This window comes from Micromonospora sp. LZ34 (assembly GCF_052981855.1).
In genome coordinates this window covers 172,333-195,137 of sequence record NZ_JBRIQN010000005.1, presented here as the reverse complement: position 1 = coordinate 195,137, position 22,805 = coordinate 172,333, and the positions used below count along the sequence as shown (strand labels likewise).

The 22,805-nt window shown below is 72.5% G+C and carries 19 protein-coding genes; 12 read left to right on the top strand and 7 right to left on the bottom strand.

Annotated features, from left to right (window positions below; genetic code table 11):
* Positions 1 to 33: 33 nt before the first annotated feature.
* Both ACVCAH_RS08585 and ACVCAH_RS08580 read right to left on the bottom strand, forming a co-directional pair.
* Complete coding sequence (locus ACVCAH_RS08585; protein ID WP_447135508.1) at positions 34 to 912, bottom strand: glutamate ABC transporter substrate-binding protein; 879 nt, start codon at positions 910 to 912, stop codon at positions 34 to 36.
* A gap of 57 nt (positions 913 to 969) precedes the next feature.
* Positions 970 to 1,716: an amino acid ABC transporter ATP-binding protein gene (locus ACVCAH_RS08580; RefSeq protein WP_447135507.1), complete on the bottom strand. Its 747-nt coding sequence runs from the start codon at positions 1,714 to 1,716 to the stop codon at positions 970 to 972.
* A gap of 203 nt (positions 1,717 to 1,919) precedes the next feature.
* Between ACVCAH_RS08580 and selD the strand changes: the two genes are divergently transcribed.
* Positions 1,920 to 2,909 carry a selenide, water dikinase SelD gene (gene selD, locus ACVCAH_RS08575; RefSeq protein ID WP_447135506.1) on the top strand — a complete coding sequence of 330 codons (990 nt, stop codon included), beginning with the start codon at positions 1,920 to 1,922 and terminating at the stop codon, positions 2,907 to 2,909.
* 230 nt (positions 2,910 to 3,139) lie between these two features.
* Positions 3,140 to 3,619: a hypothetical protein gene (locus ACVCAH_RS08570; RefSeq protein WP_447135505.1), complete on the top strand. Its 480-nt coding sequence runs from the start codon at positions 3,140 to 3,142 to the stop codon at positions 3,617 to 3,619.
* A gap of 69 nt (positions 3,620 to 3,688) precedes the next feature.
* On the opposite strand, the gene ACVCAH_RS08565 is transcribed toward ACVCAH_RS08570, so the two are convergent.
* Complete coding sequence (locus ACVCAH_RS08565; RefSeq protein WP_447135504.1) at positions 3,689 to 3,919, bottom strand: DUF2277 family protein; 231 nt, start codon at positions 3,917 to 3,919, stop codon at positions 3,689 to 3,691.
* A gap of 52 nt (positions 3,920 to 3,971) precedes the next feature.
* Between ACVCAH_RS08565 and miaB the strand changes: the two genes are divergently transcribed.
* Entirely contained in the window at positions 3,972 to 5,471 is a 1,500-nt protein-coding gene (gene miaB, locus ACVCAH_RS08560) for a tRNA (N6-isopentenyl adenosine(37)-C2)-methylthiotransferase MiaB (RefSeq protein ID WP_447135503.1), read from the top strand.
* Positions 5,472 to 5,594: 123 nt separating this feature from the next.
* On the opposite strand, the gene ACVCAH_RS08555 is transcribed toward miaB, so the two are convergent.
* Positions 5,595 to 6,803, bottom strand: coding sequence for a DUF349 domain-containing protein (locus ACVCAH_RS08555; RefSeq protein WP_447135502.1), 1,209 nt, complete (start codon positions 6,801 to 6,803; stop codon positions 5,595 to 5,597).
* Between the two features lie 150 nt (positions 6,804 to 6,953).
* Here ACVCAH_RS08555 and ACVCAH_RS08550 point away from each other — a divergent pair, with 150 nt between their 5' ends.
* Genes ACVCAH_RS08550 through dapF form a run of 3 tightly spaced genes read left to right on the top strand, consistent with a single transcriptional unit; the run spans position 6,954 to position 9,518 of the window.
* Positions 6,954 to 7,721: a class III extradiol dioxygenase subunit B-like domain-containing protein gene (locus ACVCAH_RS08550; RefSeq protein WP_447135501.1), complete on the top strand. Its 768-nt coding sequence runs from the start codon at positions 6,954 to 6,956 to the stop codon at positions 7,719 to 7,721.
* Complete coding sequence (gene miaA, locus ACVCAH_RS08545; RefSeq protein WP_447135500.1) at positions 7,718 to 8,659, top strand: tRNA (adenosine(37)-N6)-dimethylallyltransferase MiaA; 942 nt, start codon at positions 7,718 to 7,720, stop codon at positions 8,657 to 8,659. Before ACVCAH_RS08550 ends, miaA begins: the two co-directional genes overlap by 4 nt.
* Before the next feature lie 7 nt (positions 8,660 to 8,666).
* Positions 8,667 to 9,518 (top strand): diaminopimelate epimerase, encoded by an 852-nt coding sequence (dapF, locus tag ACVCAH_RS08540; RefSeq protein ID WP_447135499.1) that lies wholly within the window; start codon positions 8,667 to 8,669, stop codon positions 9,516 to 9,518.
* Positions 9,519 to 9,756: 238 nt separating this feature from the next.
* On the opposite strand, the gene ACVCAH_RS08535 is transcribed toward dapF, so the two are convergent.
* Positions 9,757 to 11,223 (bottom strand): malic enzyme-like NAD(P)-binding protein, encoded by a 1,467-nt coding sequence (locus ACVCAH_RS08535; protein WP_447135498.1) that lies wholly within the window; start codon positions 11,221 to 11,223, stop codon positions 9,757 to 9,759.
* Between the two features lie 223 nt (positions 11,224 to 11,446).
* On the opposite strand from ACVCAH_RS08535, the gene hflX reads away from it, so the two are divergent.
* Both hflX and ACVCAH_RS08525 read left to right on the top strand, forming a co-directional pair.
* Positions 11,447 to 12,898, top strand: a complete 1,452-nt coding sequence (hflX, locus tag ACVCAH_RS08530) for a GTPase HflX (protein WP_447135497.1) — start codon at positions 11,447 to 11,449, stop codon at positions 12,896 to 12,898.
* Between the two features lie 51 nt (positions 12,899 to 12,949).
* Positions 12,950 to 14,566 (top strand): hypothetical protein, encoded by a 1,617-nt coding sequence (locus tag ACVCAH_RS08525; protein ID WP_447135496.1) that lies wholly within the window; start codon positions 12,950 to 12,952, stop codon positions 14,564 to 14,566.
* A 49-nt stretch (positions 14,567 to 14,615) separates the two neighbouring features.
* Here the strand turns inward: ACVCAH_RS08525 and lexA are convergent, their stop codons facing one another.
* A complete protein-coding gene (gene lexA, locus ACVCAH_RS08520; protein WP_447135495.1) occupies positions 14,616 to 15,404 on the bottom strand; it encodes a transcriptional repressor LexA in 789 nt (262 codons plus the stop codon).
* A 565-nt stretch (positions 15,405 to 15,969) separates the two neighbouring features.
* On the opposite strand from lexA, the gene nrdR reads away from it, so the two are divergent.
* From nrdR to ACVCAH_RS08500, 4 genes are all read left to right on the top strand, one after another.
* Complete coding sequence (nrdR, locus tag ACVCAH_RS08515) at positions 15,970 to 16,470, top strand: transcriptional regulator NrdR (protein WP_447135494.1); 501 nt, start codon at positions 15,970 to 15,972, stop codon at positions 16,468 to 16,470.
* A 33-nt stretch (positions 16,471 to 16,503) separates the two neighbouring features.
* Positions 16,504 to 19,398, top strand: coding sequence for a vitamin B12-dependent ribonucleotide reductase (locus ACVCAH_RS08510; RefSeq protein ID WP_447135493.1), 2,895 nt, complete (start codon positions 16,504 to 16,506; stop codon positions 19,396 to 19,398).
* 155 nt (positions 19,399 to 19,553) lie between these two features.
* On the top strand, positions 19,554 to 20,489 hold the full coding sequence (locus ACVCAH_RS08505; protein ID WP_447135492.1) for a DUF2332 domain-containing protein: 936 nt from the start codon (positions 19,554 to 19,556) through the stop codon (positions 20,487 to 20,489).
* A gap of 100 nt (positions 20,490 to 20,589) precedes the next feature.
* Positions 20,590 to 22,059: an alpha/beta fold hydrolase gene (locus tag ACVCAH_RS08500; RefSeq protein ID WP_447135491.1), complete on the top strand. Its 1,470-nt coding sequence runs from the start codon at positions 20,590 to 20,592 to the stop codon at positions 22,057 to 22,059.
* 36 nt (positions 22,060 to 22,095) lie between these two features.
* Here ACVCAH_RS08500 and ACVCAH_RS08495 read toward each other — a convergent pair whose 3' ends face one another.
* Positions 22,096 to 22,662, bottom strand: coding sequence for a dihydrofolate reductase family protein (locus tag ACVCAH_RS08495; RefSeq protein WP_447135490.1), 567 nt, complete (start codon positions 22,660 to 22,662; stop codon positions 22,096 to 22,098).
* Between the last annotated feature and the right edge of the window lie 143 nt (positions 22,663 to 22,805).

The following is a 22,805-nucleotide window of genomic DNA, read 5'->3' as shown; positions in this document are numbered from 1 at the left end:
GGTCGTCCTCCCCACCCTCCAGATCAGCAGGAATCAGTAACGGTTGACGGTCGGCGCGGCGCCCAGCTCGGCACCGAACTTGCCGGCGGTGTCGTCCCAGGCCTTCTTCCAGCTGCCGTCGGCGAACGCCTTCTCCAGCGTGTCGTTGACGAAGTTGCGGAACTCGGTGTCCTCCTTCTTCACCCCGATGCCGTACGGCTCCTTGGTGAAGTTGTCACCGGCCAGCTTGAACGACGCCTCGTCCTTGGCGATGTAGCCGAGCAGGATCACGTTGTCCGTGGTCACCGCGTCCACCTGGCCGCCCTTGAGGGCGTCCTTGCACTTGTCGTAGGTGTCGAAGAGCACCAGCTGGGTGGCGACGTCCTTGACGTACTGCTTGATGTTCTCGGCCGGGGTCGAGCCGGTGACCGAGCAGACCTTCTTGGTGCCGTCCTTGAAGGAGTCCGGCCCGGTGATCGTGGTGTCGTCCTTCTTCACCAGGATGTTCTGGCCGGCCTCGTAGTACGGCCCGGCGAAGGCGATCCGCTCCTTGCGCTTGTCGTTGATCGTGTAGGTCGCCGCGACGAGGTCGACGTTGCCGTTGACGATCACGTCCTCGCGGACCTTCGAGGGGGTCTCCACCCACTCGATCTTGTCCTCGGGGATGCCCAGCTCCTTGGCGATGATCTTCGCGACCTCGACGTCGAAGCCCTCCGGCTTGCCCGACAGGCCCTTGAGGCCGAAGCCCGGCTGGTCGAACTTGGTGCCGATCTTGATGGCCTGGGCCTTGTTCAGCCGCTCCATCGTGGTGCCGGCGGCGAACGACTTGCTGCCGGCGCCGGTGCCCTCGCCGCCGTCGTCGCCACCGCAGGCGGCCATGCCGAGCGCCAGGGTGGCGGCCGCGGCGAGCGCCGCTACGCGCTTCATACGCATACTCTTCTCCTTCTTCGACGAAGCCGCCGGGGGACGGCGCGCTCCAGGTACGGACGCCTAGTGCGTGAGGATCTTGGAGAGGAAGTCCTTGGCCCGCTCGCTGCGCGGGTTGGCGAAGAACTCGGCCGGCGGAGCGTCCTCGACCAGCTGGCCGTCGGCCATGAAGATGACCCGGTTGGCGGCGTGCCGGGCGAAGCCCATCTCGTGGGTGACCACGACCATGGTCATGCCGTCGCGGGCCAGCGAGGTCATCACCTCCAGCACCTCACCGACCATCTCCGGGTCGAGCGCGCTGGTGGGCTCGTCGAAGAGCATCGCCTTGGGCTGCATGGCCAGCGCGCGGGCGATCGCGGCCCGCTGCTGCTGGCCGCCGGAGAGCTGGGCCGGGAACTTGTCGGCCTGGTTGGCGATGCCGACCCGGTCGAGCAGGGCGAGGGCGCGCTCGCGGGCCGCCGCGGGCTTCTCCTTGCGCACCTTGATCGGCCCGAGGGTGACGTTCTCCAGGATGGTCTTGTGCGCGAAGAGGTTGAACGACTGGAAGACCATGCCGACCTCGCTGCGCAGCTTGGCCAGCGCCTTGCCCTCGGCCGGCAGCGGCTGCCCGTCGAAGGTGATGGTGCCGGAGTTGATCGGTTCCAGCCGGTTGATCGTGCGGCACAGCGTCGACTTGCCGGAGCCGGACGGGCCGATCACCACGACCACCTCGCCCTTGCCGACCGAGAGTGAGACGTCGTCCAGCACGTGCAGCGGCCCGAACCACTTGTTGACCGAGTCCAGCACGATGAGCGGTTCGCCCGTCGTCACGTTCGTCCACCGTCCCTGTCGTCGCCCCAGCGGGGTCGGATGACCCCCGGTTGGGCAACTGTAGGCGGGGGGATGTGGCGGAACGCAACTCAGTTGGTCACGGAGCGGTAACACCCTTCGTGATCAGGGCACGAAGTCCGAATTCGACCACCGCCTGGTGCGCCTCGGTAGCGACTCGGGCGCGTTGCGGAGATCATGGGGGGATGACCGAACCGGTACGGCTGACCCGGTACGCCCGCGGCGGCGGCTGCGCCTGCAAGATCCCGCCGGGTGAGCTGGAGGCGATGGTCGCCGGGCTCGGTCCGGCGACCGGCAGCACCGAGCTGCTGGTCGGCCTGGACCACGGCGACGACGCCGCGGTGGTCCGGCTGGACGCGAGCACCGGCCTGGTCACCACCGCCGACTTCTTCACCCCGGTGGTCGACGACGCGTACGACTGGGGGCGGATCGCCGCCACCAACGCCCTCTCCGACGTGTACGCGATGGGCGGCACCCCGCTGGTGGCGCTGAACCTGCTCTGCTGGCCGCGCGACGTGCTGCCGCTGGAGCTGGCCCGGGAGGTGCTGCGCGGTGGCCAGGACGTGGCCCGCGAGGCCGGCTGCCACCTGGCCGGCGGGCACAGCGTGGACGACGACGGCCCGAAGTACGGGCTGGCCGTCACCGGGGTGGTCCGGCCGGAGGAGCTGATCACGCTGGACGCCGGCCGGGCCGGCCTGCCGCTGTCGCTGACCAAGCCGCTCGGCGTCGGGGTGCTCAACACCCGGCACAAGAACACCGGGGAGCACTTCCCGGCGGCGGTCGCGGCGATGACCACCCTGAACCGGGACGCGGCCCGGGCGGCGGTGGCCGCGGGCATCCGCTGCGGCACCGACGTGACCGGCTTCGGGCTGCTCGGCCACGCGTCCAAGCTGGCCCGGGCCAGCGGGCTCACGGTCGCCCTGGACGCGGCCCGGGTGCCCTACCTGGCCGGCGCCCGGGAGGCGGTGCGCGACGGGTACGTCAGCGGCGGCAGCCGGCGCAACCTGGACTGGGTGACCCCGTGGACGGACTTCGGCCGGGTCGCCGAGGACGACCGGCTGCTGCTGGCCGACGCGCAGACCTCCGGCGGCCTGCTGGTCGCCGGCGAACTCCCCGGCGGCACGGTGGTGGGCGAACTGCGACCGCGCGGCGAGCACCTGGTGGTCGTCCGCTGAGTCGGCCGTACGACAGTTGTCGGAAAACCACGGCGGGCGCTGCGCGGAACGCGGCACCATACCCGATAAACTGTCATCTTCCCGCTACTCGGAGCAATGCGGCCCCAGTAAATTTTGCCCGGAATGGTCACAGACCGGTAACTTGCCCCCGGCTGAGGTCAAATGCACCCCACCATCATCAGTAAGGCCCGATCCGGAGGCCGGTGGGACGAGCACAGCGAGGAGGCGGCATGACCGAGCTGTGGAACTGGAGAATCGACCAGGCGGCGCCGGTGCAGGTCTACCCGGCACTGGCCGAGGCGCTCGGCCGGGTGGTGATGCCCCTGGCGGTGGCGGACCCGACCCGGCTGCCGACGTACGCGGTGATCTGCGACGTCTGGCAGGCGCCGGGGGAGTTCGGCACGATCGTGGACTGCTACGGGGTCCCGGAGCGGCTCCCCGAGCACGCCAGCGTCGCCGCCCTGGCGCGGCTGCTGGACCGCAACTGCCTGCTGCGCGACGACACCCTCGACGCGAGCCGACACCTGCTCGTCGCGCCCGACGGCACGATCCGGCCGGTGCACCTCACCGTCCGGGAGACCGACGACGGCGAGGTGCTCAGCGACCAGCGGCTCTGCACCGAGGCCAACCCGCGCTGCCGGGGCTGGTCCCAGTGCCACCGCTCGCGGTGGGCGCCCGACTCGGTGCTGCCCGCGCTCGCCGCCGCCTGACCGCCGGCCGCCCAACCGGTGGGCGCATCGCCGACGCCGGGCAGACCGGGCCGGCGGATCGCCCGCCGGTCAGCTCGCCGGCCCGGCGGACCGCCCGCCCCGGACCTCCAACTGGTCCAGCAGGGTCCGGGTGGCCGCGGCCACGGCGGCCACCGCCGCGTCGAAGGCGGCGGCGTTGTGCGCGGCGGGCTTGCGGAACCCGGAGATCTTCCGGACGTACTGCAACGCCGCGGCGTCGACGTCCGCCGGGGTCACCTCGGCGACGTACGGCTCACGCAGGGTCTTGATGCTCCGGCACACGGCTCCTCCTCGTTCGGTTCGGTCCGGTCGACCCGGATACGCTGTCCGGGTCATGACTACCGCAGCGGCGAGCAGCTCGCGCACCTACCAGGTGCGCACCTACGGCTGCCAGATGAACGTGCACGACTCCGAGCGCATTTCCGGGCTGCTGGAGCAGGCGGGCTACGTGCGCGCCGCCGAGGCCGACGAGCACCCGGACGTGGTGGTCTTCAACACCTGCGCGGTGCGGGAGAACGCCGACAACCGGCTCTACGGCAACCTCGGTCATCTGCGCCCCGTGAAGGACCGGCACCCCGGGATGCAGATCGCCGTCGGCGGCTGCCTGGCCCAGAAGGACCGCGGCGACATCGTCCGCAAGGCGCCCTGGGTGGACGTGGTCTTCGGCACGCACAACATCGGCTCGCTGCCGGTGCTGCTGGAGCGGGCCCGGCACAACGCCGCCGCCGAGGTGGAGATCCTGGAGTCCCTCGACGTCTTCCCGTCCACGCTGCCCACCCGCCGCGAGTCGACGTACGCCGGCTGGGTGTCGATCTCGGTGGGCTGCAACAACACCTGCACGTTCTGCATCGTGCCCTCCCTGCGCGGCAAGGAGAAGGACCGCCGCCCCGGCGACGTCCTCTCCGAGGTGCGCGCGCTGGTGGACGAGGGCGTGCTGGAGGTGACCCTGCTCGGGCAGAACGTCAACTCCTACGGCGTCGAGTTCGGCGACCGGTTCGCGTTCGGCAAGCTGCTGCGCGCCTGCGGCGACATCGAGGGCCTGGAGCGGGTCCGGTTCACCAGCCCGCACCCGAAGGACTTCACCGACGACGTGATCGCCGCGATGGCCGAGACGCCGAACGTCTGCCACTCGCTGCACATGCCGTTGCAGTCCGGCTCCGACGCCGTGCTGCGTGCCATGCGCCGTTCGTACCGGGTCGAGCGCTACCTCGGCATCATCGAGAAGGTACGGGCGGCGATGCCGGACGCCGCGATCACCACCGACATCATCGTCGGCTTCCCCGGGGAGACCGACGCCGACTTCGAACGCACCCTCGACGTGGTCCGCGAGGCCCGGTTCTCCTCGGCGTTCACCTTCCAGTACTCCAAGCGCCCCGGCACCCCCGCCGCGACCATGGCGGGCCAGCTTCCCAAGCAGGTCGTCCAGGAGCGCTACGAGCGGCTGATCGCCTGCGTCGAGGAGATCACCTGGGCGGAGAACAAGCGCCTGGTGGGGGAGACCGTCGAGGTGCTGGTCGCCGTCGGCGAGGGGCGCAAGGACGAGCGCACCGGGCGGATGTCCGGCCGGGCCCGCGACGGCCGGCTCGTGCACTTCGACGCCGGTTCCCTCGCCGGGCGGATCCGCCCCGGTGACATCGTGCACACCGCCGTCACCTACGCCGCCCCGCACCACCTCAACGCCGACGGCGAGCCGCTGTCGCACCGGCGTACCCGGGCCGGCGACGCGGCCGAGGCGGGGCGCTCCCCGCGTACGCCCGGGGTGCTGCTCGGGCTGCCCACGATCGGCGCGCCGGCCGCGGCCCCCGCGCCGGCGACGGGCTGCGCCGCGCACTGACCGCGCCGCGCTACGGCCGGGACCTCCGACGAGATCCCGGCCGTCGCCGTTGCTCCCGGGCCCGCCGTGGGATGCGCGGAAGCCCCGGTCCCGTGGGGGACCGGGGGCTCCGGGTGGATCAGGTCAGCTGGACTGCTCGGCGAGCTGGAGGAACTGCCGCTTGGAGGCCAGCGCCTGCTCGGCCTCGCGGATCCGCTTGGCGTCGCCGGCGGCCTGGGCGCGGGCCAGCCGCTCCTCGGCCTCGGCGACCTGCGACCGCATCTGGGCCAGCAGCGGGTTGTCCTCCTTGGTGGTCCGCCGCCACGCCGAGTCCATCACCTCGCGGACCTTCTCGTCGATCGCGCGCAGCCGGCGCTCCAGCCCGGCGGCCGCCTCCCGGGGCACCCGACCGGCCTCGTGCCACTGGGCCTGGATCTCCCGCAGCTTGGCCTGGGCGCCCTTCGGGTCGCCCTCGACGTCCAGTGCCTCGGCCTCGGCGAGCAGGGCCTGCTTGCGCTCCAGGTTGACCCGTTGCTCGTTGTCCCGCGCCGAGAAGACCTCGCTGCGTCGGGTGAAGAACTCGTCCTGCGCCGCCCGGAACCGTTCCCAGAGCCGCTGCTCGGCCTCCTTCGAGGCGCGCGGCGCGGCCTTCCACTGGTTCATCAGCTCCTTGAGCTGGTTGGCGGTGGCCGCCCAGTCGGTCGAGTCCTTCAGCTTCTCGGCCTCGGTGACCAGTTCCTCCTTGACCGACTGCGCCTGCTTGCGCTGGGCGTCGAGGGAGGCGAAGTGCGCGCCGCGCCGGCGGGTGAAGCCGTCGCGGGCGGCGGCGAACCGCTTCCACAGCTCGCCGTCGGTCTTCTTGTCGACCCCGCGGATGGTCTTCCACTCGTCGAGGATCTCCTTGAGCCGGTCCCCGGCGGTCTTCCAGCCGGTCGACTCGGCGGCGATCTTCTCCGCCTCCTCGACCAGGGCCGTCTTGCGGGCGAGCGCCTCGGTGCGGGCGGCGTCGCGGGCCGCCCGGGCCTCTCCGGCCTTCTCCTCGGCGACGGCGGCGAGCTTGTCGAGCCGCGCGGCGAGCGCGTCGATGTCACCGACCACGTGCGCCTCGGCCAACGAGGCGCGCAGCCGGCGGATCGTGGTCAGCGAGTGGCCGGCGTCCGCCGCACCCGAGTTGAGCCGGGCCTCGGTGAGGTCCACCTCCGTCACCAGGTCGGCGAAGCGCCGGGCGAAGTGGGCCAGCCCCTCCTCCGGTGCTCCCGCCTGCCAGGAACCGACCACCCGCTCGCCCTCGGCGGTCTTGACGTACACGGTGCCGTCCGCGTCCACCCGTCCGAAGGCAGTCCAGTCGCTCATGTGCCCATCCTCGTTCTCCCGGCGTCGGGGAGCAGCCCCTCGATCGCCGCCACGGCGCAGCAAAGTTTCTCCCGGCATTGTCACAGGTCCGCCCCCGTCCGCGTCGAGCGCCTATCGCCGACCGTGACCATACGGTGTCCTAGCCGTCGAATGACCGGATCGGCGCGGGGACGCACCGACGCGTCCCGCTACCGTGGACCCGTGCCACTGGTCGCCGCCGCCGTCTGCCCGCATCCGCCCCTGCTGCTGCCCGAGGTGGCCGGTGCCGCCGCCGGTGAGCTGGACGACCTCCGGGCCGCCTGCGACGCCGCCGTGGCCCGGCTGCTCGCCGCCGGGCCGGACTGTGTCGTGGTGCTGGGCTCCGGCCCGGAGACGGGCTGGATCATCCCACCGGCCGTCGGGACGCTGCGCCCGTTCGGTGTGGACCTCACCGTCCCGCTGGTCCCGGCGCTCCCCGACGAGCTGGCGGTGCTGCCGTTGAGCGTGACCGTCGGCGCGTGGCTGCTCGGCCGCCACCGGGTCCGCGCGCGGGTGGTCGGCGCCCAGGTGGCACCGGACGCGTCCGCCGACGAGGTGGCCGAGCTCGCCCGGCAGGTCGACGAGTACCGCCCTCGGGTGGCGCTGCTGGTGATGGGGGACGGGTCGGCCTGCCGGGGGGAGAAGTCGCCCGGCTACCACGACCCGCGCGCCGAACCGTACGACGAGGGGGTCGCCCGGGCGCTGGCCGGCGCGGACGCCGAGGCCCTGCTCGGCCTGGACCCAGGGCTGTCGGCGGAGCTGAAGGTCGCCGGGCGGGCGCCCTGGCAGGTGCTCGCCGGGGCGGCCCGCGCCACGGGCGGCGCGTGGCGCGGCGAGCTGCACCACGACGCCGCCCCCTACGGCGTGGCCTACCTCGTCGCCACCTGGGAGCGGCCGTGACCGCCTCGACGGACGGTGGGCGGCCGCCGGCCGGGACCGTGGTCGCCGTGGTCGGGCCGACCGCGGCCGGCAAGTCGGCGCTGAGCATCGCGCTCGCGCACGCCCTGGACGGCGAGGTGGTCAACGCCGACTCCATGCAGCTCTACCGGGGCATGGACATCGGCACCGCCAAGCTCACCGCCGCCGAACGCGAGGGCGTGCCGCACCACCTGCTGGACATCTGGGAGGTCACCGAGCCGGCCAGCGTCGCCGAGTACCAGCGGCTGGCCCGGACGGCGGTGGACGACATCCTGGCCCGGGGCCGGGTGCCGCTGCTGGTCGGCGGCTCCGGGCTCTACGTCCGGGCGGTGCTGGAGCGGTTCGAGTTCCCCGGCACCGACCCGGCGGTGCGGGAGCGGCTCGAGCGTGAGCTGGCCGAGGTCGGGCCCGCCCCGCTGTACGCGCGGCTGCGCGCCGCCGACCCGGCCGCGGCGGCGGGCATCCTGCCCGGCAACGGCCGGCGGATCGTCCGGGCGCTGGAGGTCATCGAGTTGACCGGGGCGTCGTTCACCGCCGCGCTGCCCGAGCCGACCCCGTACTACCCGTCCGTGCAGCTCGGCGTCGACCTGGACACCGCGCTGTTGGACGAGCGGATCGCCCTACGGGTGGACCGGATGTGGGCGGACGGCCTGGTCGCCGAGACCCGGGAACTGGTCGGCCGTGGCCTGCCCGAGGGGCGGACGGCCGGCCGGGCGCTCGGCTACCAGCAGGTGCTGCGCTTCCTGGCCGGTGAGCTGACCGAGACCGAGGCGCACGACGAGACGATCCGGGCCACCCGGCGCTTCGTCCGCCGGCAGCGCTCCTGGTTCCGCCGCGACCCGCGGATCCACTGGCTGGACGCGGCCGCGCCGGACCTGGTCGCCGAGGCCCTGCGGCTGGTCCCCGCCGTTGCGCGATGATGGGGGCGTGGAGTTCACCAAGGGGCACGGCACCGGCAACGACTTCGTGATCCTGCCCGACCCGGACGGGCGGCTGGAGCTGACACCGGGGCTGGTCGCCGCGCTCTGCGACCGCCGGCGCGGGCTCGGCGCGGACGGCGTGCTGCGGGTGGTCCGGTCCGCCAAGCACCCCGAGGCCGCGGGCCAGGCCGGCGACGCCGAGTGGTTCATGGACTACTGGAACGCCGACGGGTCGTTCGCCGAGATGTGCGGCAACGGGGCACGGGTGTTCGTCCGGTTCCTGGTCGCCGCCGGGCTGGCCGACCCGGCCGACGGGACGCTGCCGGTGGCCACCCGGGCCGGCGTCGTACGGGCGCGGGTGACCGGGGACACCGTCGCCGTCGAGATGCGCCGCCCCCGGCTGTACGACGGGTCGGCCGCCACGCTGGGCGGGCTGACCCTGCCCGGCACCTCGGTGGACGTGGGCAACCCGCACCTGGTCTGTGCGCTGCCGGCCGGGCTGGACCTGGCCGGGCTGGACCTCACCCGGGCGCCCGAGGTCGACCCGGCGGCCTTCCCGAACGGCGCGAATGTGGAGTTCACCGCCCCCGGCGACCCGGTCGACGGCGCCGACGGGCACGTGCTGATGCGGGTGTACGAGCGCGGTTCCGCCGAGACGCTCTCCTGCGGCACCGGCGCCTGCGCGGTGGCCGCGGTGGCCCTGCGCGACGCCGGCCGGGACACCGGCGTGGTGACGGTGGACGTCCTCGGCGGCCGCCTCTCGGTCACCGTCACCGAGGACTCCTGCTGGCTCGCCGGCCCGGCCGTCCTCGTCGCCACCGGCGAGATCGCGCCCACCGCTTTGACCATGTCCGCCTGACGGCCGGCCGAGCCGGTGCGTGTCCCGGTCACCCTGCCCTGACGGACGCCCCACCACGCCCTTTGCTCTGCTTCAACGGACGCAGTACCGCCTGTCCGATTACCGGACGTCGCGCTGTTGCGTGGGTTGACGCAGAGCAACGGATCCGCAACCTGGTACCCCTGACCGTCGCGCCGGCGGTGCCAGCGCCGCGGCACGCCGGCTCCAGGCGGGCGGGCGTCGGCGGACCCCGCCGCCGTCAGGGGGTGGCGGAGGCTTCGGCGGCGATCTCGGGGAGGTCGGCGGGGCCGGGGTCGGCGGCCGGGGCGGGCGCCGGGTTCTGCGCGGCGGCGCGGACGGCCGCGGCCACCGCCGGGGCGACCCGCGAGTCGAAGACGCTCGGCACGATCACCGTCGGGTTGATCTTGTCCTCGCCGACCACGTCGGCGATCGCCTGGGCGGCGGCGAGCGCCATCTCCTCGGTGAACTCCTCGGCGTGCGCGTCGAGCATGCCGCGGAAGACGCCGGGGAAGGCGAGCACGTTGTTGATCTGGTTCGGCTGGTCGGAGCGGCCGGTGGCGACCACGGCGGCGTGCTTGCGCGCCTCCCGGGGGTCCACCTCCGGGTCCGGGTTGGCCAGCGCGAAGACGATCGCGTCCTTGGCCATGGCGGCGATGTCCTCGCCGGTGAGCAGGTTGGGCGCGCTCACCCCGATGAAGACGTCCGCGCCACGGATCGCCCCGGGCAGGTCCCCGGCGTAGTTCTCCTTGTTGGTGTGCTCGGCCAGCCACTGCCAGGCGGGGTTGAGCCCGGCCAGGCCGCGGTGCAGGGCGCCCTGCCGGTCGTACGCGATGATGTCGCCCACGCCCTGGCGCAGCAGCAGCTTCATGATCGCGGTGCCCGCCGCGCCTGCCCCGGAGACCACCACCCGGACGTCCGAGAGCTGCTTGCCCACCACCCGCAGCGCGTTGGTCAGCGCGGCCAGCACGCAGATCGCGGTGCCGTGCTGGTCGTCGTGGAAGACCGGGATGTCCAGCGCCTCGCGCAGCCGGGCCTCGATCTCGAAGCAGCGCGGCGCGGCGATGTCCTCCAGATTGATCCCGCCGTACGCCGGCGCGATGGCCTTGACGATCTGCACGATCTCGTCGGTGTCCTGGGTGTCCAGCACCACCGGCCAGGCGTCCACCCCGCCGAAGCGCTTGAAGAGCGCGGCCTTGCCCTCCATCACCGGCAGCGACGCGGCCGGGCCGAGGTTGCCCAGGCCCAGCACCGCGGAGCCGTCGCTGACCACGGCCACGGTGTTCCGCTTGATGGTCAGCCGGCGGGCGTCGGCCGGGTTCTCGGCGATCGCCATGCAGACCCGGGCCACCCCGGGCGTGTACGCCCGGGACAGCTCGTCGCGGTTCCGCAGCGCGACCTTCGAGCTCACCTCGATCTTGCCGCCCAGGTGCAGCAGGAAGGTGCGGTCGGACACCTTGCGCACGTCCACGCCGTCGAGCGCGGTCAGCGCCTCGACCACCTGGTCGGCGTGGCTGGCGTCGGCGGTGTCACAGGTGAGGTCGACGATCACGTGGGTCGGGTCGGAGTCGACGACGTCCAGCGCGGTGACGATGGCCCCGGCCTCCCCGACGGAGGTCGTCAACCGGCCGATCGACGAGGCGTCGGCCGGCACGGCGATCCGGATCGTGATCGAGAACCCCGCACTCGGAAGTCGGGTGATGGCCACGGGTGTCCCTCCGTCAGCACTGAACGGGTGTCGCCCCGCATTTCTACCCGCCCACCGAGGTCGGCTGGCACTCGCCCCCGGCTACTGCCAGGTAGCGCACGCTGCGGCCGGGCCGCACACACCGGCGGGTACGCGGGGCCGCACCCGGGCATATACCAGGTGCGTCCGGCGTTGCCACATGTCAGGATTGCTCGGTACCTGACAGAACGGACAGGAGATCAGTTTGCGAGAGCAGGAGACCTACGTTCCCCTCGACGACGACGAGCTCGACGCCACCACCGGTGAGTTCGAGCTGTCGGAGCGGCAGGCGCTGCGGCGGGTCCCCGGCCTCTCCACCGAGCTCACCGACATCACCGAGGTCGAATACCGCCAGCTCCGGCTGGAGCGGGTCGTCCTGGTCGGCGTCTGGACCGAGGGTACGCAGAGTGACGCCGAGAACTCCCTCGCCGAGCTGGCCGCGCTGGCCGAGACCGCCGGTTCGCAGGTGCTCGAGGGGCTGATCCAGCGGCGCAACCGGCCCGACCCGGCCACCTACATCGGTCGCGGCAAGGTCGACGACCTCGGCTCGATGGTCCTGGCCAGCGGCGCCGACACGGTGATCTGCGACGGTGAGCTGTCCCCGTCCCAGCTGCGCAACCTGGAGCAGCGCACCAAGGTCAAGGTGGTCGACCGGACGGCGCTGATCCTCGACATCTTCGCCCAGCACGCCAAGAGCAAGGAAGGTAAGGCTCAGGTCGAGCTGGCCCAGCTGGAATACCTGCTGCCCCGCCTGCGCGGTTGGGGCGAGACGCTGTCCCGGCAGACCGGTGGTAGCGGCCGCGGCGGCGGGGCCGGCGGCGGCGTGGGCCTGCGCGGTCCGGGTGAGACCAAGCTCGAGACCGACCGGCGGCGGATCCGGCACCGGATCGCCCGGCTGCGCCGGGAGATCAAGGGCATGAAGACGGTACGCCAGACCAAGCGGGCCCGTCGGGCCCGCAACGCCGTCCCCGCGGTGGCCATCGCCGGCTACACCAACGCCGGCAAGTCGAGCCTGCTCAACCGGCTGACCGGGGCGGGCGTGCTGGTCGAGAACGCGCTCTTCGCCACCCTCGACCCGACCACCCGCCGGGCCACCGCCGCCGACGGGCGGCTCTACACCTTCTCCGACACCGTGGGCTTCGTCCGGCACCTGCCGCACCAGATCGTCGAGGCGTTCCGCTCGACGCTGGAGGAGGTCGCCGACGCCGATCTGGTGGTGCACGTGGTCGACGGCACCCACCCGGATCCGGAGGAGCAGGTCCGGGCCGTCCGCGAGGTGCTCGCCGAGGTGGGCGCCGACCGGCTGCCGGAGCTGCTGGTGGTCAACAAGACCGACGCGGCCGACGAGGAGACGCTGCTGCGGTTGAAGCGGCTCTGGCCGGAGGCGATCTTCGTCTCCGCGCACAACGGGCGCGGCATCGACGGGCTGCGCGAGGCGGTCGAGGCGCGACTGCCCCGCCCCGCGGTGGAGGTCCGGGCGGTGCTCCCGTACGACCGGGGCGACCTGGTCGCCCGGGTGCACCGGCAGGGTGAGGTGCTCAGCACCGCGCACCTGCCGGAGGGCACGTTGCTGCACGTCCGGGTGGGCGAGAGCCTCGCCGCCGAGCTGGCGCCGTTCCGGGCGGCGGAGGACCAGGTGGTCGCCGGGGCCCGGTGAGGCGTCCCGGCGTCACCCGGCGGAAACGTGGGGCATGCGACACTTGGCCCCATGCGCCGCGCTGTCTCGTCGATCATGGTTGCCCTCGGTCTGCTCGGGGTCACCGTGGCGTCCGGCGGAGTCGCCCTGGCGGCGCCCGCCGCCGCCTCGCTGCCGTCCGCCGCCCCGGGCAAGAAGCGGTGCACCATCGCCGACGAGCGGCTGCGCGAGCTGTCCGGCCTGGTGGCCACCCGGAGCGGCTACATCGTGATCAACGATGGCACCGATGTCGAGAGCCGCAAGCGGATCTTCTTCCTCGACAGCAAGTGCAAGGTCGCCAAGGTTGTCGGTTACTCGGGTGGCGGCCCGTTCGACACCGAGGACCTGGCGCTCTCGCCGAACGCCAAGACGCTCTGGATCGCCGACACCGGCGACAACGTCACCGCCGAGGTGCGCCGCGAGCGGGTGGCGGTCTGGACGATGCCGGTGACCGGTGCCAAGCAGCCGGTGCTGCACCGACTCACCTATCCGGAGAAGAAGCCGCACGACGCCGAGGCGCTGCTGATCGGGGGCGACGGCAGACCGTTGATCATCACGAAGGTGCCGAACGGCAAGGCGCAGATCTTCCGTCCGACGGCGGCGCTCAAGAAGAACGGCGACACCGAGCCGGTGCCGATGGAGAAGGTCGGCGAGATCGCCCTGCCGAAGACCGACACCGACAACCGGATGAGTGTCTTCGGCCGGGTCGCGATCACCGGCGCCGCCCGATCGCCGGACGGCACCCGGGTGGTGCTGCGCACGTACGCCGACGCCTTCGAGTACGACGTGCAGAACGGTGACGTGCTGGCCGCGCTGACCAAGGGCACGCCCAAGGTGACCGCGCTGGCCGACCCGTTCGGCGAGGCGATCGCCTACACCCCGGACGGCAAGACCTTCCTCACCGTCTCCGACGGCGGACAGATGGAGGAGGGCGAGCCGCTCGAGATCCTCGCCTACACCCCCTCCACCGAGGGCGCGAAGCCGGTGTCCGGCGAGGGCGGCGGCGAGCAGAAGAAGGCTGGGCAGTCCTGGTTCGACGCGCTCTCGCTGCAGGACATCACCTACCTCATCGCGGCGGTGGGCGCGGTCGGCGCGCTGCTGGTCGGCGCCGGCATCGTCGGCATCCTCCGGGCCCGGCGGCGCTCCGCCGGGCGACCCGGTGACGACGCGGACGGCCGGGACTCCGACGACGACCTCCTCGACGACCGGCGGGTCCGGCCGGACGACGGTTTCCCCGAGCCCGACGCCCCGCGCGGCGGCGGCTACGGGGGAGCGGCCGATGGCGGGGTCTACGGCGGTGGCCGGGGCGGTGCGCCGGCCGGTGGCGGCGTCTACGGCGGTGGCCGTCCGGCCGGCGGTGGCGGTGGCGGTGGCGTCTACGGCGGTGGCCGCCCGGCCGACGGCGGTGGCGGCGTCTACGGCGGCGGCCGCCCCAACGGTGGCCGCCCGGCCGGTGGCGGCGTGTACGGCGGTCAGCCCGCCGGTGGTGGCGTGTACGGCGGCGGCCGGGCCGAGCCGCCGCGCCGTGGCGGGCCGGACCCGGATCCCCGGGGGCCGCGAGCGGGGCGTCGCCGGGACGGCGGCTTCGACGACGGCCGTGGGTCGTACGGCCAGGCGCCCGGCCGGAGCTACCGGGGCGACCGGTACTGACACCCGTCCCGGGTGACCGCTGGTCGGCGGCCACCCGGAGGGACGCGGGTCAGATCCGGCGCAGCACCGCGACGACCCGGCCCATGATGGTCGCGTCGTCGCCCGGGATCGGGTCGAAGGCCGGGTTCTGCGGCATCAGCCAGACGTGGCCGTCGCGCCGCCGGTAGGTCTTGACGGTCGCCTCGCCGTCGAGCATGGCCGCGACGATGTCACCGGATTCGGCGTTCGGCTGCTGCCGCACGACCACCCAGTCGCCGTCGCAGATCGCCGCGTCGAGCATCGAGTCGCCCTTGACCTGGAGCATGAAGACCTCGCCCTCACCCACCAACTCGCGGGGGAGCGGGAAGACGTCCTCCACCGCCTGCTCGGCCAGGATCGGCCCACCGGCGGCGATCCGGCCCAGCATCGGCACGTACGCCGGGGTGGGACGCTGCGAGCGGGTCAGCTCGTCGTCGACGGCGTCGCCGGGTGCCCGGACGTCCACCGCGCGCGGACGGTTCGGGTCGCGGCGCAGGAAGCCCTTCTTCTCCAGCTCCTTGAGCTGGTAGGCGACGCTGGACGGGGAGACCAGGCCGACCGCCTCGCCGATCTCGCGCACGCTGGGCGGGTAGCCGTGCCGGTCCACCCAGGTGCGGATGAACTCCAGGATGCGGCGCTGCCGCGCGGTCAGGTCGACCGTCGTCGGGTCGGGGAATGCGCTGACCACCGGGGCGACCGGGCGCACGGCGGGCTGCCCGGCGGCCCGAGCGCGCGTGGCGGCCCGGCGTCGGGTGGCCGGCGGGCCCGCCTCGGTGATCTGTTGCGGGCTCTTGGGCCGGCTGGCCCGGTCCTCGGTCACGTCCGTCCTCCCTGGTCGGCGCTGGGTGCCTTGGCGGCTCGTGGTGCGTGCGGTGTCTCTGTGCCGGCCGGTACGGCGGATGCCGCGACCGGTTGTTCCTGACCGTATAGGTGAGATCGGTCATTTTCAAACATCTGTACGACCTCGCCTCGGCGTGTCGGCGCGGAAAAGCCGGACGCTCGTACGCCCGTTCTGATAAATGGTACGTCGGGTCGAACGGGTGTTCGATCCTGCCGGATCGTCGGTGCGGTACCGTCCGGCCGGGCGGTAACCGCCGCCGGCCCCGCTCGGTTGGGCTTCCGGTGGGCCTCGGGAAGGTGGTTCTGTGCGGTTTGCCGGTGACGCGCCGGACACGCCGCTCAACTTGACCTCCGTTCCTCGGCGGCATACGGTCGACCCCTAGATGTAGTAGTCACACGGGCGTAAGTTGCCTATAGGTTGGGTTCAACTACCGACCGCACTCCCGTACCGTCGGCACGGCGACGGCCATCGGACGATGGCTCCGCCGTGGTCCGGCGTGCCCGGAGTGCGCCGGTGACCCGCGATCGACGAAGGAGGTCGGGCGATGCGCTGTCCGTACTGCCGGCACGCCGACTCCCGGGTGGTCGACTCGCGGGAGGCCGACGACGGTCAGTTGATCCGCCGGCGGCGGTCCTGCCCGGAGTGCGGCAAGCGGTTCACCACGGTGGAGGAGGCGGTCCTCGCGGTCGTCAAGCGCAGCGGGGTGACCGAGCCGTTCAGTCGCACGAAGATCATCGGCGGGGTGCGCAAGGCGTGCCAGGGCCGGCCGGTCGACGACGACTCGCTCGCGCTGCTGGCGCAGCGGGTCGAGGAGACCGTCCGGGCCAAGGGGGCCGCCGAGATCCCCAGCCACGAGGTGGGGCTGGCCATCCTGGGCCCGCTGCGGGACCTGGACGAGATCGCCTACCTCCGGTTCGCCAGCGTCTACCGGTCCTTCGACTCGCTCGCCGACTTCGAGCGCGAGATCGAGACGTTGCGGGCCGCGGCCCGCGCCCGGGAGAGCGGCGGGGCCGACGCGGTCGAGGCCGCCGGCCGTACCAGCTGATTCTTCACAGTTTTCAAAGAGATTGGACGCGCGGTGGGTGACCGCGCAGACGAGGGGGGCGACGGCGTGACAACGAGCCGTTCACGAAGCAAGGCGGGCACGGGACTGAAGGTCGAGCGGGTCTGGACGACGGAGGGGGTCCACCCGTACGACGAGGTCACCTGGGAGCGCCGGGACGTCGTCATGACGAACTGGCGGGACGGCTCGATCAACTTCGAGCAGCGCGGGGTGGAGTTCCCGGAGAGCTGGAGCGTCAACGCGGCCAACATCGTGACCACCAAGTACTTCCGGGGCGCGGTGGGGACCCCGGAGCGCGAGTGGTCGCTCAAGCAGCTGATCGACCGGGTGGTGACCACCTACCGCACCGCCGGTGAGGAGTACGGCTACTTCGCCAGCCCGGCCGACGCCGAGGTGTTCGCCCACGAGCTGACCTGGATGCTGCTGCACCAGGTGTTCAGCTTCAACTCGCCGGTCTGGTTCAACGTCGGCACGCCGTCGCCGCAGCAGGTCAGCGCCTGCTTCATCCTGGCAGTCGACGACTCGATGGACTCGATCCTCGACTGGTACAAGGAGGAGGGGCTGATCTTCAAGGGCGGCTCCGGCTCCGGGGTGAACCTCTCCCGGATCCGCTCCTCCAAGGAGCTGCTCTCCTCCGGCGGCACCGCCTCCGGCCCGGTGAGCTTCATGCGCGGCGCCGACGCCTCCGCCGGCACCATCAAGTCCGGCGGCGCCACCCGGCGCGCCGCCAAGATGGTCATCCTCGACGTGGACCACCCGGACATCGAGGAGTTCGTGGTCACCAAGGCGCGCGAGGAGGACAAGATCCGCGCGCTGCGCGACGCCGGGTTCGACATGGACCTCGGCGGCGCCGACATCGTCAGCGTGCAGTACCAGAACGCCAACAACTCGGTCCGGGTCTCCGACGAGTTCATGGCCGCGGTGGAGAACGGCGGCAGCTTCGACCTGCGCGGCCGGCTGGACGGCTCGGTGATCAACACCATCGACGCCAAGAAGCTGTTCCGCACCATCTCCCAGGCCGCCTGGGAGTGCGCCGACCCCGGCCTGCAGTACGACGACACCATCAACGACTGGCACACCTGCCCGGAGACCGGGCGGATCACCGCGTCGAACCCGTGCTCGGAGTACCTGCACCTGGACAACTCCTCGTGCAACCTGGCCTCACTCAACCTGATGAAGTTCCTCCGCGCCGACGGCGGCTTCGAGGTGGAGAAGTTCGTCAAGTCGGTCGAGCTGGTCATCACCGCGATGGACATCTCGATCTGCTTCGCCGACTTCCCCACCGAGAAGATCGGCGAGACCAGCCGCGCCTACCGGCAGCTCGGCATCGGCTACGCCAACCTCGGCGCCCTGCTGATGGCCTCCGGCCTGCCGTACGACTCGGACCAGGGCCGCTCGGTCGCCGCCGCGATCACCTCGCTGATGACCGGCACCGCCTACCGCCGCTCGGCGGAGCTGGCCGGCGTCGTCGGCCCGTACGACGGCTACGCCCGCAACGCCGAGCCGCACAAGCGGGTCATGCGCAAGCACGCCGCGGCCAACGACGAGATCAAGCCGGCCGGTACCGTGGCCACCGCGATCCAGCGGGAGGCCACGAAGCAGTGGACCCTGGGCAACAAGGTCGGCGACAAGAACGGCTGGCGCAACTCGCAGGCGAGTGTGCTCGCGCCGACCGGCACCATCGGCTTCATGATGGACTGCGACACCACCGGTGTGGAGCCGGACCTGGCGCTGGTCAAGTTCAAGAAGCTGGTCGGCGGCGGCTCGATGCAGATCGTCAACCAGACCGTGCCGCGCGCCCTGCGCAGCCTCGGCTACCCCGAGGAGCAGGTCGAGGCGATCGTCGAGCACATCGCCGACCACGGCCACGTGGTGGACGCCCCCGGCCTCAAGCCGGAGCACTACGCGGTCTTCGACTGCGCCATGGGTGAGCGGACGATCGCCCCGATGGGTCACGTGCGGATGATGGCGGCCATCCAGCCGTTCGTCTCCGGCGCCATCTCCAAGACGGTCAACATGCCGGAGGCGGCCACCGTCGAGGACGTCGAGAAGATCTACTTCGAGGGCTGGAAGCTCGGCCTCAAGGCGCTGGCGATCTACCGGGACAACTGCAAGGTCGGCCAGCCGCTCTCGGTGGCCAAGTCCAACAAGGCCACCGAGGTCGCCCCCGCCGAGGTCGAGAAGGTGGTCGAGAAGGTCGTCGAGTACCGCCCGGTGCGCAAGCGGCTGCCGAAGAAGCGCCCGTCGGAGACGGTCAGCTTCTCCGTCGGCGGCGCCGAGGGCTACCTCACCGCGTCGTCCTACCCGGACGACGGCCTCGGCGAGGTCTTCCTCAAGATGTCGAAGCAGGGCTCGACCCTCGCCGGCGTGATGGACGCCTTCTCGGTGGCCATCTCCATCGGTCTTCAGTACGGCGTGCCGCTGGAGACGTACGTCAGCAAGTTCACCAACATGCGCTTCGAGCCGGCCGGCATGACCGACGACCCGGACGTGCGGATGGCCGCCTCGGTGATGGACTACATCTTCCGTCGGCTGGCGCTGGACTTCCTGCCGTACGAGCGACGCGCGGAGCTGGGCATCTTCACCGCCAAGGAGCGGGCCGCCCAGCTGCGGGCCGAGGCGGAGGCGGAGGCGAACGGTGCGGACCTCACCGCGATGGCCGCCTCCGCCCCGGTCGAGACCAGGCCGGAGGAGCCGAAGACCGGCCCGGTCGCCCAGCCGGCCAAGGAGACCGCCGAGGTCGCCGCCGCCAAGCCGGCGCCGTCGGTGGGTTCCAGCACCGAACTGCTGGAGGCCGTGATCGGCAAGGCCGCCGACGCGCCGCTTTGCTTCACCTGCGGTACGAAGATGCGCCCCGCCGGTAGCTGCTACGTCTGCGAGGGCTGCGGCTCCACCAGCGGCTGCAGCTGACGTACGACCGTGATGAGCCCCGGGCGTTCCCACGCCCGGGGCTCATCGCTGTCCGCAGGATGCGGAATGTGGCGGCATCAGCGTCACGGGACAGCCCCACATCCCGCATCTGGTGCCGGCTGTCCGTCCGGTCAAAGGCGCGCGATCATCGGGAGATGACGATCGCCGAGAGCTACGTCGAGTTCGGCACCCGCGAGGCGCGCGGCGTCTCGCCCACGTACGAGCGCCTGTCCCTCGCCGTCTCCCGGGACGACGAGCTGCTCGCCCTCGTCGACACGCTCCCGCCCGGCAAGCGGCAGCCGAACCTGCTCTTCGGCGTCGTCCGGCTGCTCGGCGGACCGGTCGACGACCCGGCCGCGTTCCGCGACTTCACGCTGGCGAACTGGCCGGCGATCGAGGCGGAGCTGCGCACCCGGGCCGTCCAGACGAACGAGCCCGGGCGGTGCGCCGTCCTGCTGCCGGTGCTTGCCGCGCTGCCGCAGCCGCTCGCGCTGCTGGAGGTCGGTGCCTCCGCCGGGCTCTGCCTCTACCCCGACCGGTACGCCTACCGCTATGGCGACCACCGGCTCGGCACGGGCGATCCGGTCCTCGACTGCGCGCTCACCGGCACGGTGCCGCCGGACCGGCTACCCGAGGTGGTGTGGCGGGGCGGCCTGGATCTGAACCCGCTGCGGGTGACCGATTCGGCCGACGTCGCCTGGCTCGACGCCCTCATCTGGCCGGAGCAGACGCATCGCCGCGCCCGGCTGCGGGCCGCCGCGGCCGTCGCGGCGGCCGACCCGCCGCTGCTCGCCCGCGGCGACCTGGTGGACGACCTGCCCGCACTGGCCGCGCGGGCGCCGGCCGGCGCGACACTGGTGGTCTTCCACACCTCCGTGCTCTACCAGGTGCCGGCGCCGCGCCGGGCGGCCTTCGCCGAGGTGGTACGCGGGCTGCCCGGCCACTGGATCGCGAACGAGGCCCCGGACGTGCTGCCCTACGACGCGTTGCCGGAGCCGCCGGACGAGGCGCTGTACAACGTGCTGTCGCTCGATCGGAAGCCGCTCGCCTGGACCCGCTCGCACGGGCAGGTGATGACCTGGTTCGGGTGATCGGATCCAGGGTGGAGCGTTGCCGTCCGTGACCCGGATGGGGCAGCGGGTGAGATCGATCTTCACTACGCTGAGGGCCCGACGACTCCGGTGAGGTGCCATGCCGAAGCCCTCGATCCCGCGTCCCAGCCCGCGCCTGGCCGGCGCGGTCCTGCTCCCGGTGGTGTGGGGGCTGGCGGTCGGCTGGTGGACACCCCGCGGGCCGGGCACGAACGCGGAAGCCCTGACGTCGATCGTCGTCAGCCTCGCGGTGGGGTTGGCGGCCGGCTGGCTGAGCCGGTCGCGCTGGGCGATGCTCGGCGCGCCGGTGCTCTTCGCGGTGGCGGTGGAGCTGGTCCGCCTCGACCTGCGCGGGCTCACCGTGGACGCCCCGCACGCCAGCGGCTTCGGGCTCGCCGCCCTGCTCCTCGGTCGGGGCCTGCACGGCCTGCTGACCGTGCTGCCGCTGCTGGTCGGCGCGGCGTACGGGGCCGGCTTCGCGCGACGCGCGCGGCCCGCCGCCGCCCGGCGGCCGGTCTGGACGTGGCTGGGGCGGGGCGCCGCCGGCCTGCTGTCCGTGCTGCTCCTGCTGGTCGCGGCGGCCGTCGCGGTGCCGGCCCGGACAGACCGGATCGACGGTGGCATCGCCGAGCTGACCACCGTGGACACCGGCGAGCGGACCCTCGGGTTGATGCTGCGCGGCGCCAACCCTGCCGCGCCGGTCCTGCTCTTCCTGCCCGGGGCGCCAGGCAGCTCGGAGATCGGGTCGGTGCGCCGGCACCTCGCCGGCCTGGAACAGCGGTTCGTGGTGGCCACCCTGGACCGGCGGGGCGGGGCGAAGTCGTGGGGCGCCTTCGCGCCCTCGTCGTCGCTCACGCTGGAGAGCGAGGTGGCCGACGCGCTCGCCGTCACCGAGCACCTGCGGCTGCGCTTCGGCAAGGGCAAGGTCTACCTGATGGCACACTCCGGCGGCTCGCTGGTCGGGGTCACCGCCGTGCAGCGCCGCCCCGAGCTGTTCCAGGCGTACGTCGGGGTCGGCCAGGCGGTCGACCTGCGCGCCGCCGACCGCAGCCAGTACGACGACACGCTGGCCTGGGCCCGCCGCACCGGGCGCGCCGACCTGGCGAAGCGGCTGACCGACCTCGGCCCGCCGCCGTACGCCGGCATGTACGACTACGAGCCGCTGCTCGCCAACGAGGTGGGCGCCTTCGATTACGACCGCACCGGTGCCGGCGAGGGTCGCGGCGGGACCGTGGAGAACCTCGACGTGCCGGAGTACACCCTGCTGGAGCAGGCGCACGCGCTCAGCGGGATGTTCGACGGCTGGGACGTGCTCTACCCGAAGGTGCAGGGCGTCGACCTGCGTCGGGACGTGCGCCAGCTCCAGGTGCCGGTCTGGCTGGTCGACGGCGCCCACGAGGTGCCCGGCCGGCTCGCCCTGCTCGAGGAGTGGTACGCCCAGCTCCAGGCGCCCCGCAAGGAGCGGGTGGTGCTCGACGGCGTCGGGCACCGGTCGCTGTTCGAGCGTCCCGGCCCGTTCGTCGACCTGCTCACCCGGGTCCTCACCGAGACCGGCGGCCCCGGCGTCTGACCGGGGGAAGGGGCGCGCGACGATCCGACCGGCGGCTCAGTCCCGTGCCCGCTCGTGGCAGAGCAGCACCACGCCGTTGCCGAAGGTGCGGGTGCCGACCAGCCGCAACGGGCGCCGGTCGCCCGAGGCCGGGAAGAGCTGCCGGCCCCCGCCGAGGATGACCGGGTGGACGTAGATCCGCCACTCGTCGATCAGGTCGTGCCGCAGGAAGGTGGCGATGAGGTCCGCCCCGCCGAGCGTCAGGTCGCCGCCCGGCTCGGCCTGGAGCCGTCGCACCTCCTCCGGGACGACCTCCCGGACCACCGTGGTGTTCCACTCGGCGCGCTCCAGCGTGCGCGAGTAGACGATTTTCGGGATGTCGCGCCAGATGCCGGCGAACTCCTTCATCGGCTCGCTGCTCGCCGGATCCTGGTCGGCGGTCGGCCAGAACGCGGCCATCAGCTCGTAGGTCCGCCGCCCGTCGAGGAACGCGCCCATGGTGCGCAGTTCGGCGTTGAAGTGGCGGTGCAGCTCGTCGTCGACCATGTGCCAGCTGAGGTCGCCGTCCGGGCCCTCGAAGAACCCGTCCAGCGACACGCTCATGTGCACGATGATCTTCCGCATCGTCGGTGCTCCTTCGCGATCGGCTGCCGGTCAGCTCACAGCATTCCCGACCGGTGCGACAGCCGCCGGCACGTCGCGCATCCGGCGCAGCGGCGAGCAGACCACGAACAGCGACGCGCTCCAGGTGCCGAGGACGCAGATCC

What these genes read in the sequence shown, in the direction of transcription:
- ACVCAH_RS08585 (WP_447135508.1), bottom strand. Translation starts at nt 912, where the DNA reads ATGCGTATGAAGCGCGTAGCGGCGCTCGCCGCGGCCGCCACCCTGGCG.
- selD (WP_447135506.1), top strand. Translation starts at nt 1,920, where the DNA reads ATGACCGAACCGGTACGGCTGACCCGGTACGCCCGCGGCGGCGGCTGC.
- ACVCAH_RS08570 (WP_447135505.1), top strand. Translation starts at nt 3,140, where the DNA reads ATGACCGAGCTGTGGAACTGGAGAATCGACCAGGCGGCGCCGGTGCAG.
- miaB (WP_447135503.1), top strand. Translation starts at nt 3,972, where the DNA reads ATGACTACCGCAGCGGCGAGCAGCTCGCGCACCTACCAGGTGCGCACC.
- ACVCAH_RS08555 (WP_447135502.1), bottom strand. Translation starts at nt 6,803, where the DNA reads ATGAGCGACTGGACTGCCTTCGGACGGGTGGACGCGGACGGCACCGTG.
- ACVCAH_RS08550 (WP_447135501.1), top strand. Translation starts at nt 6,954, where the DNA reads ATGACCGGATCGGCGCGGGGACGCACCGACGCGTCCCGCTACCGTGGA.
- ACVCAH_RS08525 (WP_447135496.1), top strand. Translation starts at nt 12,950, where the DNA reads ATGCGCCGCGCTGTCTCGTCGATCATGGTTGCCCTCGGTCTGCTCGGG.
- nrdR (WP_447135494.1), top strand. Translation starts at nt 15,970, where the DNA reads ATGCGCTGTCCGTACTGCCGGCACGCCGACTCCCGGGTGGTCGACTCG.
- ACVCAH_RS08505 (WP_447135492.1), top strand. Translation starts at nt 19,554, where the DNA reads ATGACGATCGCCGAGAGCTACGTCGAGTTCGGCACCCGCGAGGCGCGC.
- ACVCAH_RS08500 (WP_447135491.1), top strand. Translation starts at nt 20,590, where the DNA reads ATGCCGAAGCCCTCGATCCCGCGTCCCAGCCCGCGCCTGGCCGGCGCG.
- ACVCAH_RS08495 (WP_447135490.1), bottom strand. Translation starts at nt 22,662, where the DNA reads ATGCGGAAGATCATCGTGCACATGAGCGTGTCGCTGGACGGGTTCTTC.